Source organism: Luteimonas sp. MC1825, assembly GCF_014764385.1.
Lineage (GTDB): Bacteria > Pseudomonadota > Gammaproteobacteria > Xanthomonadales > Xanthomonadaceae > Luteimonas.
Genome location: NZ_CP061714.1, coordinates 439,757 through 454,123 on the forward strand (window position 1 = coordinate 439,757; position 14,367 = coordinate 454,123).

A 14,367-nucleotide genomic window follows, 5' to 3' on the forward strand; every position below is an offset into this window, starting at 1 on the left:
CATGGCTGCAGCTAGAATCGGCGCATGTTCTCCACCCTCTTTGCCGTCGTGATCGCACTGGCGATCGGCCACGGAGCACCCGCATTCGCCGCCGCCATGCGTGACGACGGCTGGTACCAGGCGTGGCTGCGCTGGCTGGACGGCCGTTTCCCGGGCGACAGCTTCTGGCGTGGCCCCGGTGGCGTGCTGCTCGCGCTGCTGCCGCCGCTGCTGGTGGTCGCGTTGCTGCAGCTGCTGCTGCGCGACGTGGTGTTCGGGCTGCCCTCCCTGCTGTTCGGCGTGGCGCTGCTGTTCTACGCCTGGGGGCCGCGCGATCTGGATCGCGATGTCGACGTGATCATCGACGCCCCCGATCCCACGGCCCGCTCCGCGGCGCTCGCGCTGTTGCGGCCACCGGCGGCGGCCGGCGCCGCCGATGCCGGCGACCCGGTGGGCCGGGTGTTCTCCGCCGCGCTGCGGCGCTGGTTCGGGGTGCTGTTCTGGTTCCTGCTGCTCGGGCCGGCAGGCGCGCTGCTGTACCGCCTGGCGGCGATCGCCGCCGAAGGCGAACCCGCGCTCTACCTGCCCGCCGGCTTCGTCGACGGCGCGCGCCGCCTGCTGGCGCTGCTGGACTGGCCGGCGGCGCAGCTGATGGCGCTGTCGCTGGCGCTGGTCGGCAATTTCGACGTGGTGGTCGGCGCGTGGAAGGCGGGTGGCGGTGCCCGGTTCACGCTGGACGCCGGGTTCCTCGCCGCCGTGGGGCGCGCCAGCGTGCGCCACGAGCTGGAGGAAGACGGCATGCAGGACGCCGCGCTGCCACAGGCGCTGCGCGACGCGATGTCGCTGGTGTGGCGCATCCTGCTCGCGTGGCTGGCGCTGCTGGCGCTGTTCGTGGTCGCCGGCTGGGTGAACTAGGCGGCTTCGCCGCGCAGCGTGCGCACCTGCGCCTCGAGCGAGGCCGCCGTGGCGTCCTGGCCCGCGACCGGCGCCTGGGCCATCACCGCGACATGGGCGCGGAAGCGGCGCGGCACGCGCATGCGGTCCAGCAGGCCGCCCTCGGCCGCGGCGCCGCGGCGGCTCCACATGCTGGCCCACATGCCGCGCAGCGCCATCGGCACCACCGGCACCGGTCGCCGCGCCAGGATGCGCTCGACGCCCGACTTGAACGGCGCGATGGCGCCATCCCGCGTCAGGCGGCCCTCGGGGAAGATCAGCACCAGTTCGCCGTCGGCCAGCGCCGCATCGATGGCGTCGAAGGCGCGTTCCATCATCGCCAGGTCCTCGCGCGGGCTGGCGATCGGGATCGCGCCGGCGGCGCGGAAGATCCAGCGCATCACAGGGATCTGGAAGATCCGGTAGTACATGACGAACCGCACCGGGCGCGGGATGCTCGCCGCCAGGATCAGCGCATCCATGTAGCTGACGTGGTTGCACACCAGCAGCGCCGGGCCCTCGTCGGGCACGTGGCGTTCGATGCCGTGCAGCTCCAGCCGATACAGCGTGCGCACCAGCAGCCAGCTGACGAAGCGCATCGCGAACTCGGGCACGATGGTGAAGATCCACGTGGCGACCACCAGGTTGGCGATCGCCAGCGCCAGGAACACCTGCGGAATGCTCCAGCCGAGCACCTGCTGCAGCGCCAGGCCAATGACTGCCGCGGCGACGATGAAGGCCGAGTTCTGGATGTTGAGCCCGGCGAACACGCGTGCCATCTCGTGATTGGGCGTGCGGCTCTGCACCAGCGCGAACAGCGGCACGATGAACAGGCCGCAGGAGAAGCCGATGCCGGTCAGGTCGAACGCGATGCGCCAGCCGTTGTCGCCGGCGAGGAAGCCGGCGATGTCGAGTCCGGCCTGCGGCGCCAGCCCGCTGCGCGCGAAGTACAGGTCCAGCATGAAGGCACTGATGCCCAGCGCACCGAGCGGCACCAGGCCGATCTCGACGGTGCGCGCGGAGAGCTTCTCGCACAGCAGCGAGCCGGTGCCGACGCCGATCGAGAACAGCGCCAGGCCGAAGATGTAGAGGCTGGTCGAGCGCTCGGCTGCGCCGAGGTGCAGTTCGGCATAGTTGGGCAATTGTGCGGTCAGGACCGTGCCCACGAACCAGAACCAGGACACGCCCAGGATCGCGTTGCGCACCGCCGGCGTGCGCCGGGTGAGCTTCCAGATGCGCACCGATTCCGGCACCGGGTTCCAGTTGACCTGGAGGTCAGGCGCGCCGGCGTCGACACGCGGGATCATGCGCGCCACCAGGTTGCCGATGACCGCCAGCGCGACCACCGAGGCGGCCGCGGCCTCCGGCCCCCAGCTGCCCGCCACCTGGAAGACCAGCCCGCCATAGATCATGCCGGCGAGGATCGACAGCGACGTGCCCATCTCCACCAGGCCGTTGCCGCCGGTGAGTTCCTCGGGTTTCAGCACCGCCGGCAGGATCGAATACTTCACCGGTCCGAACAGCGTCGACTGCATGCCGGTCGCGAACAGCGCCACCAGCAGCAGCGGCATGCTGCCCATCAGGAAGCCCACGCCGGCCAGCGACATGATCACGATCTCCATCGCCGTGGTGATGCGGATCAGGCGCTGCTTTTCGAGTTTCTCGGCGAACTGCCCGGCGATCGCCGAAAACAGGAAATAGGGCGCGATGAACAGCGCCGGCGCGAGGTTGGTGTAGAGCGTGCGCTGGTCGCTGTCCACGCCGAGATGGAACAGCAGGCCGATGATCGCCTGCCGGTACACGTTGTCGTTGAAGGCGCCGAGCGCCTGCACGCCGAAGTAGGGCAGGAAGCGGCGCTGGGTGAGCAGTGCGAACTGGCTGTGGCGCATGCGGCCCCCGATCGAGTGGCCGCGAGACTAGCAGACCGGTTGCGGGCTGCGGACGACAGGCAGCGATACCTGCCGTCCGGTATGTCAGGCGTTCGCGGCCTTCTTCGCGCGCGGCTTGGCCTTCGCCTTGGGCGCGGTGGACAGCGCCTCGAGTCGCGCCTGCGCTTCGCGCTTGCCGAGCGAACGCAGCGGCACGATGCCCGCGACCTGGGTGGCGCGGGGAATGGTCTTGCCGTTTTCCCAGTTGTAGACGGACTGCGCACTGGCGCCGGCCAGCTTGCCGAAGTCCGCGGCGGAGAGGTCCAGGCGCGCGCGCAGCGACTTCAGGCCCTTGGCGGAGAAGCGCGACGCGGTGGTGTCATCCTCGCCAGCGGAGGTATCCGCGGCCTGCCTGCCGCCCGCCTTTTTCACCTGCCGCGACAGCACGGCCACCTGGCGCTTGAGTTCGGCGATGTCGCGGCGGTAGCCGCTGCTGGCCTTGCGCAGGGCATCGGTCTGCGCCTTCATTTCCTTGCGGGCAAGGCGCGAGATTTCGGACTTCAGGGTCGACGCGAGGTTGGACACCGGCAATACCTTGTTCGGGGGATTCGCGAGTTTAGCGACAAACCCGGAAATATCCACGCAAGGGGTATGGGGACGGTATGGCCAGGGTATGTCGCCGGTATCCCGCGGTGGCGATCGCGGCGGCCTTCATCGGGCCTTTCCCTGCCCGGTGCTGGAATGCGCGCCACAGACCCATGGGAGCGGGGCAATGCGCTACATCCTGTTGATGGTGCTGGCCGTCATGTTGAGCGGCTGCGGCTACAACCAGATCCAGCAGAAGGACGAGGCGGTCGACGCCGGCTGGTCGGAGGTGCTCAACCAGTACAAGCGGCGCGCGGACCTGGTGCCCAACCTGGTATCCACGGTGAAAGGCTACGCCGCGCACGAGCAGCAGGTATTGACCGCGGTGACCGAGGCGCGCGCCAAGGTCGGCGAGGTCAACGTCAATGCCGACGATCCTGCTTCGCTGCAGCAGTTCCAGCAGGCACAGGGTGAGCTGTCGAGCGCACTGTCGCGGCTGATGGTGGTGGTGGAGAACTATCCCAACCTCAAGGCCGACCAGGGGTTCCTCAACCTGCAGACGCAGCTGGAGGGCACGGAGAACCGGATCACCGTGGCCCGCGGCCGCTACATCCAGCTGGTGCAGGACTACAACACCTACATCCGCTCGTTCCCGCAGAACCTGGTCGCCAAGATGTTCGGCCACAAGGTCCGCCCCAACTTCGAGGTCGAGAACGAACGCGAGCTCCAGGACGCGCCGGCGGTCGACTTCGGCGCGGCGGCGGACCGCGCGCCGCAGCCCATGTTGCAGCTGGCGGCCTGAGCGGACGCCGGGCGCCAGGATGCGCATGCGCGCCGTGCTGACGGGCCGGTGGTGGCCGGCGCTGGTGCTGGCCTGCGCGCTGGCGTGGCTGCCGTTGCCGCAGGCGCGCGCGCAGGAACTGGCCGCGGTGCCGGCGCTGGACTCGCCGGTGGTCGACGCCACCGGCACCCTCGATGCCGCGCAGCGCGCGCAGCTGGAACGCCAGGCGCTGGAGCTGCAGCAGCGCAAGGGCAGCCAGCTGCAGGTGCTGGTGGTCGCCAGCACGCAGCCGGAATCGATCGAGCAGTACACGCAGCGCGTGTTCGACCAATGGCGGCCGGGACGCAAGGGCGTCGACGACGCGGTGCTGGTGGTGGTGGCGAAGGATGATCGCCGCGTACGCATCCAGCCCGGCTACGGCCTGGAGGGTGCGATACCCGATATCACCGCCGGGCGGATCATCCAGGAATACATGGCACCCAGGTTCCGCGCCGGCGATTACGGCGGCGGGATCATCGATGCCACCGCGGTGCTGGTGCGCCTGATCGATGGCGAGCCGTTGCCGGAACCGATCGCCAGCCACCGCGAAGGCGGTGGTGGTGGCGGCAGCGGCAGCTGGCTCGGCGCGCTGTTCGCCGCGTTCGTGGTCGCGACCATCGTGCGCGGCGTGTTCGGGCGCGCACCGGCCGTCCTGCGCGGCCTGTTCACCGGCGGTGCCGCCGGCACCGCGGCCTGGCTGCTTTCGGCCGCGCTGGGGCTGGGTGGCGTGGCGGCGGTGATCGGCTTCCTGTTCGGCCTGTCGAAGGCGTCCGCTGGCCGTTACGTACGCCACGGCGGCTGGGGCGGGTTTGGCGGCGGTGGCTGGGGTGGCGGCGGTTTCGGTGGCGGCGGTGGCGGATTCGGCGGTGGAGGTGGCGGTGGCTGGTCCGGCGGTGGCGGCATGAGCGGGGGCGGTGGTGCCTCGGGGAGCTGGTGAGATGGCGACCGTGATGCGCCTGCTGCGGCACCTGTTCGCGCCGACCGCCCACGGCGTGTTTCCCGCCGACAGCCTGCAACGGATCGCGGAGGCCGTGGCGGAGGGCGAACGGCGCCATCGCGGCGAAGTGTGTTTCGCGGTGGAGCCTGCACTGCCGGCGTTGCGCGTGGTCCAAGGCGTCACCGCGCGCGCGCGCGCGAGCGAGGTTTTCGCCGAGCTGCGCGTGTGGGACACGCAGGCCAACAACGGCGTACTGGTCTACCTGCTGCTGGCCGACCACCGGATCGAGATCGTCGCCGATCGCGGCCTCGACGGGCTGGTCACCGATGGCCAATGGCGCGAGGCATGCGCGCGGATGGAGGAACGCCTCCGCGCCGGCGAACACGAAGCCGCCGCGCTCGCCGGCGTCGGCGCGGTCTCCGGCCTCCTCGCACGACACTTCCCGCGCGTGGCCGGGGACATCGACGAGAACGAACTGCCCGATCTCCCGCGGCTGCTGTGAGCCACGCCCGGCGCGACATCGCGCCGCACGGTCAGGCGGGCGCCAGCCATGCGCCGGCGGCGGCCAGCACCACCATCAGCACCAGCCCACCGCCCGTGATGCGGCCATAGCGCGCCCCGCCGCTGGCGAAGGCCAGCACCAGCTTGGTCAGCGCCGACGCCGCGAGCAGGCCGGCCACGCCCCAGCGCGCCTGCGCATGCGGCAGTCCGCCGATCTCGGCCAACCGCGCGATGGTGGCCCCCGCGGCCTGCAGTTCGGCCAGCGCGGCGACCGTCGCGCCGATCAGCGCGCCGGCATCGCCGAAGCTGCGCCGCAGGGCCTCGGCGGCGAGCATGACCGCGGCAATCGGCAGCGCGATGCCGATCGCGTGGCTGAGGCGGAAGGCCCGCGCCTGTGGCGCCTCGGCGGCAGGCGAGTCGCCGCGCGTCCGATGCAGGCCGGTGGCGGCGACCAGCAGCAGGCCGATCGCGGCACCACCGAGCGGCCACGCCGCCGTGCGCAGGAAGCCCGGCGACACGGCGCCGATCACCGCGGCCAGCAGCAGCACCGAGGCCAGGTTGGAGAGCAGCGCGGCGGCGGCGGCCTCCGTCGCCAGGCGCGGCTGGTCACGCGCCAGGCGGCCGTAGCTGGCAACGGCCGCGGTGGAGGAGGCGAATCCGGAGAAGAAACCGGCAACAGGCAGTCCGCGGCGTGCGCCGACCGCGCGCAGTGCGACGTGCCCGACCATGCCCACCGCCAGCACCAGCACCACGATCCGCCACAGCATCGCCGGCTGCAGCACGCCCCAGGGATCGAGTGGTACGTCGGGAAGCAGCGGCAACACCACCAGCGCGGCGGCCGCCAGCAGCAGGCCGTCCTTCATCTCGCGTTCGCTGATCAGTTCGCGGCTCAGGCGCCGCAGCGGATCCTTGGCCCAGAGCAGCACCGCCACCACCACGCCGAGGCCGGCGGCGAGTGACGGCGATTCCCGCGTCAGCCCGGCGAGCGCCACGGTGAGCAGCATCGCCACCTCGCCGGTGAGGCCCGGATCCTGGTCACGCGTGCGCACGTAGGCGGCATGCGCCAGCAGGGCGACCGCCAGCAGCACTGCGACATACGCGGCGGTGCCGAAGCCGTAGGCGATCGCGCCCAGCAGCGCCAGCAGCGCATGGGTACGGACGCCGGCGACGCTCGAACCGTCGACGTGCGCACGCTCGCGCACCGCACCGATCAGCAGGCCGATGCCGAGCGCGGCGCTGAGCGCGCGGACCACCTCGTTCCAGTCCACCGCGTCGCGCTCCCGGCGTCAGCCGCGTTCGCGCGCGATCGCGCGCCAGCCGATGTCGTGGCGGTGGAACTCGCCGTGCCAGGAGATGCCGGCAAGCTCCGCATAGGCGCGCCGCTGCGCGTCGGCGACGCTGTCGCCCAGCGCGCACACGCACAGCACGCGGCCACCGGCGGTGACGGCCTGCCCGTCCTCGAGGCGGGTGCCGGCGTGGAACACACGGGTGTCGTCGAGGTCCGGAACGTCCCAGGCGTTGATGACGTCCCCCGTGCGCGGCGTGCCCGGATAGCCTTCGGCCGCCATCACCACGCCGAGCGCGGGCCGCGGATCCCAGCGCGCCTCCATCCCGGCCAGGCGGCCGTCGATGGCGGCCTGGATCAATGCCGCGAGGTCCGACTGCAGCCGCATCATCACCGGCTGGGTTTCGGGATCGCCGAAGCGCACGTTGAATTCGATGACCTTCGGCATGCCGTCGCCGTCGATCATCAGCCCCGCGTAAAGGAATCCGGTGAACGGGATGCCGTCGGCGGCCATGCCGCGCACGGTCGGTTCGATCACCTCGCGCATCACCCGCGCGTGCACCGCGGGCGTGACCACGGGTGCCGGCGAATACGCGCCCATGCCGCCGGTGTTGGGCCCGGTGTCGCCGTCGCCGACGCGCTTGTGGTCCTGGCTGGTGGCCATCGGCAGCGCGGTGGTGCCGTCGACGATGGCGATGAAGCTGGCTTCCTCGCCTTCGAGGAATTCCTCCACCACCACGCGCGCGCCGGCGTCGCCGAAGGCGTCGCCGGCGAGCATGTCGTCGATCGCCGCTTCCGCCTCGGCCAGCGTCATCGCCACGATCACGCCCTTGCCGGCGGCCAGGCCATCGGCCTTGACCACGATCGGCGCGCCATGCGCGCGCACGTGGGCGACCGCCTCGCCCGCATCGGTGAACACCGCGTAGTGCGCGGTGGGAATGCCGTGGCGTTCGAGGAACGCCTTGGCAAACGCCTTGCTGCCTTCCAGCTGCGCGGCCGCCGCGGTGGGCCCGAAGATGCGCAGCCCGGCGGCGCGGAACCGGTCGACGATGCCGGCGACCAGCGGCACCTCGGGGCCGACCAGGGTGAAGGCGACGGCTTCGTCCTGCGCCAGCTGCAGCAGCGCGTCCAGCTCGCTGACGGCGATGGCGACGTTGCGGCACTTGCCCTCGATGGCGGTGCCGGCGTTGCCGGGCGCGACCAGGACGTCGTGCACGTCCGGCGACTGCGCGAGCTTCCAGGCCAGCGCGTGCTCGCGGCCGCCGGAACCGATGACCAGGACTTTCATGTGTCGACCTCGCCGTTCAACTGGGTTGAGCATAGCCCCCTGAGTCAGGGGGCGATTCGCGCCGCAGGCGCGAATGGGGGTATCAATGCCTGAAGTGGCGCACGCCGGTGAACACCATGGCGAGGCCGTGCTCGTCGGCGGCGGCGATCACCTCGGCGTCGCGCATCGACCCACCCGGCTGGATCACCGCGCGGATGCCGGCCGCGGCCGCGGCGTCGATGCCGTCGCGGAACGGGAAGAACGCGTCCGACGCCATGACCGAACCCGGCACCACCAGCCCGGCCTCTTCGGCTTTCAGGCTGGCGATCTTCGCGCTCACCACGCGGCTCATCTGCCCCGCGCCGATGCCGACGGTGTACTGGCCGCTGGCATAGACGATCGCGTTCGACTTCACGAACTTCGCAACGCGCCAGGCGAACAGCAGGCTGTCGAGCTCGGCGGTGTCCGGCGCGCGCGCCGTGACCACGCGCAGCTCCTCGCGCGCGACCTCGCGATTGTCGGCGTCCTGCATGAGCAGGCCCGAGCCGACGCGCTTGACGTCCATCATGTTGCGGCCCGCACCGTGCGCGATGCGCAGCACGCGCACGTTGGCCTTGCGGCGCGCGACATCCAGCGCGCCCGCGTCGTAGTCCGGTGCGATCAGCACTTCGACGAACTGGCGGTCGAGGATCGCCTTGGCCGTCGCGGCGTCGAGCGTGCCGTTGAAGGCGATGATGCCGCCGAAGGCCGAGGTCGGGTCGGTGGCGTAGGCGAGCTCGTAGGCATCACCGCAGCCGGCGCCGGTGGCCACGCCGCAGGGATTGGCGTGCTTGACGATCACGCAGGCCGGCGCATCGAACTGGCGCACGCATTCCCAGGCGGCGTCGGCATCGGCGAGGTTGTTGTAGCTGAGCTCCTTGCCCTGCAGCTGCGTGAATGTCGCCAGCGTGCCCGGCACCGGATGCAGGTCGCGGTAGAACGCGCCACGCTGGTGCGGGTTCTCGCCATAGCGCAGGTCCATCACCTTCACGAAGCTGCCGTTGGCCTGCGCGGGAAACGCGCTGCGCGCGCCGTCGTCGCCGATCGAGGACAGGTAGTCGCTGATGCAGGCGTCGTACTGCGCCACGCGGTTGAACGCCGCCACCGACAGCGCGAAGCGCGTCTTCGCCGACAGCGTGCCGTCATGGGCGTCGAGTTCGGCGAGCACGCCCGCGTACTGCGCGGGATCTGTGGCCACGGCGACGCGCGCGAAGTTCTTCGCCGCGGAGCGCAGCATCGCCGGGCCGCCGATGTCGATGTTCTCGACGATGTCATCCAGGCTGCTCGCCGGATCCGCCGACACCCGCTCGAACGGGTACAGGTTCAGCACCAGCAGGTCGATCGCGGCGATCCCGTGTTCGGCCATCACCGCGTCGTCCACGCCGGCGCGCCCGAGCAGGCCACCGTGCACCACCGGGTGCAGGGTCTTGACGCGGCCATCCATCATTTCCGGGAAGCCGGTGGCGTCGGCGACGTCACGCACCGCCAGGCCGGCGTCGCGCAGCGTGCGCGCGGTACCGCCGGTGGAAAGGAGTTCGACACCGCGTGCGGCGAGCGCGCGCGCGAGGTCCAGCAGCCCGGTCTTGTCGGACACGGACAACAGGGCCCGGCGCAGGGGCAGGCGGTCGATGGTCATGGGGTGCGTACCGCAGCGGGAAAACGCCGATTATACGGCCGGGCCCGAAGCACCGGCCCTCGCAGCCGCGTCAGACGATGCCGTAGTCGCGCAGCTTGCGGCGCAGGGTGGCGCGATGGATGCCGAGGATCGCCGCGGCGCGGCTCTGGTTGCCCTCGCAGTGGTTCAGGACCTCGACGAACAGCGGGATCTCGAGCTCGCGCAAGGCGATCTCGTAGAGATTCTTGGCGTCGCGGCCGTCGAGGTCGCGGATGTAGCGGCGCACCGCGTTCGCGACGTGCTCGCGCAGCGGCGGACGCGGCGTGCCGCGCGCATGCGGCTCGGAATGGTCGGCAGCGTTCAAGAGGGCCCCGGAAGCACCACGCCCTGGTGGCGCGGATCGTCGTCGAGTCTAGCGCGCGCCCGGCGGGCACGCCAAATGGCGTGCCGTCAGCGGAAGTCGAACATGAAGGCGACCGCGCCGCGGCCCGGCTCGCGCACGTCCATGCGGATCACCGCGCCGGCACCGCTGTCGACCAGCGCGTTCTCCGGCGCCTGTCCGAGGTATTCGGCGGGTGCGAACGCGCGCGTGCCGAGTGGCCGGCCATCGACGTCGGACAGCGTCAGCACCACCTCCGGCCACGCCTGCGGCCACGTGGCGTTGTTGCGGAAACTGGCGGTGATGCGCAGCGTGTCGGCGCGCTGCGGATGCGGGCGCACGTCACGTTCCAGCAGCGCGAAGGCGGCGGGCTCGCGCCACGGCGGCAGCGAACAGCGCAGCAGCGCGCAGGTGCGCGCCACGACCGGGCGCCACGCCGGGTCGGCGGCCAGGCGTGCGCGATCGGCGAGAAGCCACTGCACGCCCAGCAGCACGGCCAGGCCGACGATGGCCGCCGGCATCACCCAGCGGCGTCCGGCTGGCGCATCGGCGGCGATGCGGCGGGCGCGCGCGAAGCTCGGCGCGGGCTTGCCGCCGCGGCGCGACGGTGGCGGCGGGTCGGCCGGTGACTCCACGGCATCGGAGCGTGCGGGCGCGTCCGCGGCTGCGGATGCGACCGCGGCCTCGGACGAGGCCGCGGGGTGGGGCGCGGCGTCGGCGGCTATCGGAGCTGCCGCGTCAGGTGGCGGCGCGTCGCCCTCGGCTGCGACATCGCTGCCGGTGCGCAGCAACGAGGCCACCGAAACCGCGGGCTGCGCGAGCAGGGCGGCGTGCGCGTCGCGCGCGGGTCCGAAGGCATCCTCGATCGCCGCGGCCACGCCGCTGCGCGCGGCGTCGATCGCGGCGGCGTCGGGGCCGCGCATGTCATGCGCCTGCTGCGACGGCTCCGCCGGCTGCCCGGCATCGAGCTGTGCAGCACAGCGCGGGCAGCGCGGCGGCGGCAGGTCGGTGGCCGGATCGGTGGCGATCAGGCCGCGGCAATGCGGGCAGTTGATGAACATGGCGGCTATTCAAGCATGCGCGGCGGATGCCGTGCAGGGGCTCAGGCGTCGCCGCGGCGCACGCCGTCGATGCGCACCCAGTCGCCGTCGATGGCCACGTCGAGTGCGTCGAACCAGGCGCCGTAGCGCGCGAGCAGCGCGTCCTGCTGGCCGTCGAGGATGCCCGACAGCGCCAGTCGGCCACCCGGCGCCACGCGCGCGGCGATGGTGCCGGCCAGCGCATCGAGCGCGGAGGCGAGGATGTTGGCCACCAGCACCGGCCAGGTGCCGGCCGGCGCGTCGCCCGGCGCGAACACCGCCAGGCGCGCGGCGACGCCGTTGCGCGCGGCGTTGTCGTGCGTGGCGAGCAGCGCCTGCGGGTCGTTGTCGATGCCGGTGGCGTCGGCCGCCCCCAGCTTCAGCGCGGCGAGCGCGAGGATGCCGCTGCCACAGCCGAAATCGAGCACGCGCGCGCCGGCGAGTACGCCTTCCGCGGCCAGCCCGTCCAGCCAGCGCAGGCACAGCGCGGTGGTCGGGTGGGTGCCGGAGCCGAACGCCAGGCCGGGGTCCAGGCGCACCACCGCGGCGTCGGCGCCGGCGGCATCGTCCGGCAGTTCGCGGTTCCAGGGCACGATCCAGGTGCGCTCGCCAAAGCGCAGCGGTTCGTACTGGTCCATCCACGCGCGCTCCCAGTCCTGGTCCTCGACGCGTCGGAACGCCACGCGTGCCCAGTCCAGCTCCGGGTCGAAGCTTTCCAGCGCGGCGAGCAGCAGCAGCGCGTCGGCATCGTGCGCGAACAGCGCGGTCAGGCTGATGTCGTCCCACAGCGGCGTCTCGCCGACGCCGGGCTCGAGGATGGCGTGTTCGTTGCTGGTGCCGGCATCGGCATCGAGCATGGTCACCGCCAGCGCGCCGACGTCGTCGAGCGCGTGTTCGTAGCGGGCCTGCTCGGATTCGCGGCAGCGCAGGGTCAGTTCGAGGAAGGGCATCGCACGCCACCGTGACCTGGGGCGAGCATGGTACGGCCTTGCCGGCGTGGAAGCCGGCCCGGGATCGCCCGGGCCGGCCAGTGCCTCAGGTTCCGGGCACCAGGGTGGCGACCTGGAAGCTGCGCGGTCGCGTGGCACCGTCGGCGCGCAGGGTGGCGACGCCGTTTGCCGGGGCCTTGGTGGACATCAGCGTGAACGAATGCAGCACGCCCCAGGACAGCGAGTTGCCGCCGGACGCATCGCTCCAGCCGATCAGGTTGGCGCCGGTGGCAAACTGCCAGTCATTGCCGGCGTTGGTGTCGCCGTCGCGGAACACCGTGCCCGACACCTGGGCGCCGGCGCTGGTGGCCAGCGAGAAGCCATCGAAGCCCTGGCTGTTGGACACGCGGATGTTCGGGTTGGTGCCGGTGATCTCGGCGAACGCGAACTCGAAATTCATCACCGCGTAGTGGTACTGCCACAGACCGCTCGGCAGGCGCTTGGCCTTCACCGCCACCTTGGCGCGCGATGCCTCGGTCACGAGTTCGGTCATGAGCGTGCGCTCGAACCTCGCCCCCAGCTTGGGGTTGCGCGGGTTGGTCGGCGCCTGGCCCTGCGCGAACCAGCGGTCGATCGCCGGACCCAGGCGTTCGCTGCCGTTGCTGGCGTTCCAGGTGGAGCCCGCCCAGGACGGCGTGACCGCGCGCGAGGACATCGAGTTGTAGATGTTGATGTCCTCGCGCGCGAGGTACCAGGACTCGTACATCCAGGTCGCGCCCGGATGCAGCGTCGGCGCGATCTGCGATTCACGCACCACCATGCGCTCCCAGTACTGGTCGCCGGGGCCGGTGTCCATCACGCCATTGCAGTCGGGGTCGAAGGTCGAGCCGCAGCGGCCCCACAGCCCGCTGGACGGCACGATCTCGCTGCGCGGCGACAGGCCCTGGGTGTAATCGTTGTTGCCGGCCGAGTAGGTGTCGGTGCAGCCGCGGCCGAGGGCATGGCCGTGGTGGTCACCGCTGTCCAGGCAGCTGCCGTTGGTGGTCAGGTAGGCCTGCTTCACGCCGGAGCGGCCGATCTGCTCGATGCTGCCGTCGGCGTTGGTGCGGTACATGTTCCAGATGAGGTAGGGGTGCTGGTCGTTCTGGTACGGCGGCGAGGGCGCGGTGAACTTCTGGTACCACGGGATGGTGGCGGTCCAGCGCGCGCTGCTGGTGCCGAGCGGGTCGCCGGGCACGGTGGCGGCGATGTTGCCTTCGTTGACGTTGTTCTTCAGCGTCGACGACGGCGTGAACACCACCTGGCCATTGCCGTTCGGGCCGCTGCAGCCCTGGCAGCGGGTGTAGTACAGCGTGGTGTCCCTCATGAACAGGTCGTTCTGGTAGATGCCGCCGTCCGGGGCCGGGGCGCCATGCCAGGTGATGTAATTGGCCTGCGGGCGCGCACCGCCGCTGCCGCGCACCTGCACGGTGGCGTCGAGCTGCACCTCGCCGATCGGCCAGCCGGCGGCGTACGGCGCGCCGATCCGCCTGGCCAGCCGCTCGCTGATCATGATGTCGGACGAGCCGATGGTGAGGGCCGCGGGGTCGTCGAGCAGCTCGTGCATCACGCGGTCGACGTGGAACCAGGCTACGCCGTCGGCACCGACCAGGTCGAACTCCGGCTCGGCACCCGCCGCGACCTTGCGCGGCACCAGGCGGAAGCCGTCGAGGTCGATGCTGCCGTCGCGCACTTCAAGCGTGTAGCCGCCGCGCGCCTGCAACGCGCCGCCGGTCATCTCGCGTGCATAGCCGTTGACCACGTTGAAGCGCAGCTGCGAAAACGGCTGCAGCGCGAAACGCTCGGAGCCGTCGCCGGCGCGCGTGCCGAGCACCGATGCGGGACGTATGCGGATGCCGAGGTCGGCGGCGAGGTCGGTGTTCCAGCGGATGCCGATGTCGCCGCCGGCCGCGGCCCATGGCCTGGCGTGGACATCGCCCGCCGCGGGCTTGGCGATCGCGGTGCGCGCCTGCGACTGCGCGAGCGCGGTGGCGGTGGTGCCGGCCATGCCGGCCGCCAGCAGACCGCCGATCACGACGGGTAGGACGTTCTTCCTGCAAAGACGCATCGGTTCTCTCTCCCTTGCACGTGATGCCGGCCCCCCCGGTCCGA

General features: G+C 71.6%; 13 protein-coding genes. 4 read left to right on the plus strand and 9 right to left on the minus strand.

The window, feature by feature from the left end; all coding sequences use genetic code 11:
- Positions 1-24 precede the first annotated feature (24 nt).
- The gene (locus IDM46_RS02065) at positions 25-894 is read left to right on the plus strand and encodes a hypothetical protein (RefSeq protein ID WP_185114679.1); all 870 of its coding nucleotides are present in this window, start codon (positions 25-27) and stop codon (positions 892-894) included.
- Here the strand turns inward: IDM46_RS02065 and IDM46_RS02070 are convergent.
- Together IDM46_RS02070 and IDM46_RS02075 are read right to left on the minus strand one after the other, a co-directional pair.
- Positions 891-2,801: an MFS transporter gene (locus tag IDM46_RS02070; RefSeq protein ID WP_185114680.1), complete on the minus strand. Its 1,911-nt coding sequence runs from the start codon at positions 2,799-2,801 to the stop codon at positions 891-893. The genes IDM46_RS02065 and IDM46_RS02070 overlap by 4 nt on opposite strands.
- An 84-nt stretch (positions 2,802-2,885) precedes the next feature.
- Positions 2,886-3,365: a helix-turn-helix domain-containing protein gene (locus IDM46_RS02075; protein ID WP_185114681.1), complete on the minus strand. Its 480-nt coding sequence runs from the start codon at positions 3,363-3,365 to the stop codon at positions 2,886-2,888.
- 187 nt (positions 3,366-3,552) lie between these two features.
- Here IDM46_RS02075 and IDM46_RS02080 point away from each other — a divergent pair, with 187 nt between their 5' ends.
- The 3 genes from IDM46_RS02080 to IDM46_RS02090 are packed head-to-tail and all read left to right on the plus strand — an operon-like array spanning position 3,553 to position 5,624.
- Entirely contained in the window at positions 3,553-4,167 is a 615-nt protein-coding gene (locus tag IDM46_RS02080; RefSeq protein WP_182823007.1) for a LemA family protein, read from the plus strand.
- A gap of 19 nt (positions 4,168-4,186) precedes the next feature.
- Positions 4,187-5,122 (plus strand): TPM domain-containing protein, encoded by a 936-nt coding sequence (locus tag IDM46_RS02085; protein WP_182823005.1) that lies wholly within the window; start codon positions 4,187-4,189, stop codon positions 5,120-5,122.
- 13 nt (positions 5,123-5,135) lie between these two features.
- Positions 5,136-5,624, plus strand: a complete 489-nt coding sequence (locus IDM46_RS02090) for a TPM domain-containing protein (protein WP_182823884.1) — start codon at positions 5,136-5,138, stop codon at positions 5,622-5,624.
- Positions 5,625-5,655: 31 nt separating this feature from the next.
- On the opposite strand, the gene IDM46_RS02095 is transcribed toward IDM46_RS02090, so the two are convergent.
- The 7 genes from IDM46_RS02095 to IDM46_RS02125 all read right to left on the minus strand — a co-directional run bounded on the left by IDM46_RS02095 (position 5,656) and on the right by IDM46_RS02125 (position 14,290).
- Complete coding sequence (locus tag IDM46_RS02095; RefSeq protein WP_185114682.1) at positions 5,656-6,891, minus strand: DUF4010 domain-containing protein; 1,236 nt, start codon at positions 6,889-6,891, stop codon at positions 5,656-5,658.
- Positions 6,892-6,909: 18 nt separating this feature from the next.
- Complete coding sequence (purD, locus tag IDM46_RS02100) at positions 6,910-8,196, minus strand: phosphoribosylamine--glycine ligase (RefSeq protein WP_182823000.1); 1,287 nt, start codon at positions 8,194-8,196, stop codon at positions 6,910-6,912.
- Between the two features lie 82 nt (positions 8,197-8,278).
- Positions 8,279-9,850 (minus strand): bifunctional phosphoribosylaminoimidazolecarboxamide formyltransferase/IMP cyclohydrolase, encoded by a 1,572-nt coding sequence (purH, locus tag IDM46_RS02105; RefSeq protein WP_182822998.1) that lies wholly within the window; start codon positions 9,848-9,850, stop codon positions 8,279-8,281.
- A 70-nt stretch (positions 9,851-9,920) separates the two neighbouring features.
- A complete protein-coding gene (gene fis, locus IDM46_RS02110; protein WP_182822996.1) occupies positions 9,921-10,193 on the minus strand; it encodes a DNA-binding transcriptional regulator Fis in 273 nt (90 codons plus the stop codon).
- 86 nt (positions 10,194-10,279) lie between these two features.
- Positions 10,280-11,269, minus strand: a complete 990-nt coding sequence (locus IDM46_RS02115; protein ID WP_185114683.1) for a DUF3426 domain-containing protein — start codon at positions 11,267-11,269, stop codon at positions 10,280-10,282.
- Between the two features lie 41 nt (positions 11,270-11,310).
- Positions 11,311-12,237, minus strand: a complete 927-nt coding sequence (gene prmA, locus IDM46_RS02120) for a 50S ribosomal protein L11 methyltransferase (protein ID WP_185114684.1) — start codon at positions 12,235-12,237, stop codon at positions 11,311-11,313.
- A gap of 85 nt (positions 12,238-12,322) precedes the next feature.
- The gene (locus IDM46_RS02125; RefSeq protein ID WP_185114685.1) at positions 12,323-14,290 is read right to left on the minus strand and encodes a hypothetical protein; all 1,968 of its coding nucleotides are present in this window, start codon (positions 14,288-14,290) and stop codon (positions 12,323-12,325) included.
- Positions 14,291-14,367 lie beyond the last annotated feature (77 nt).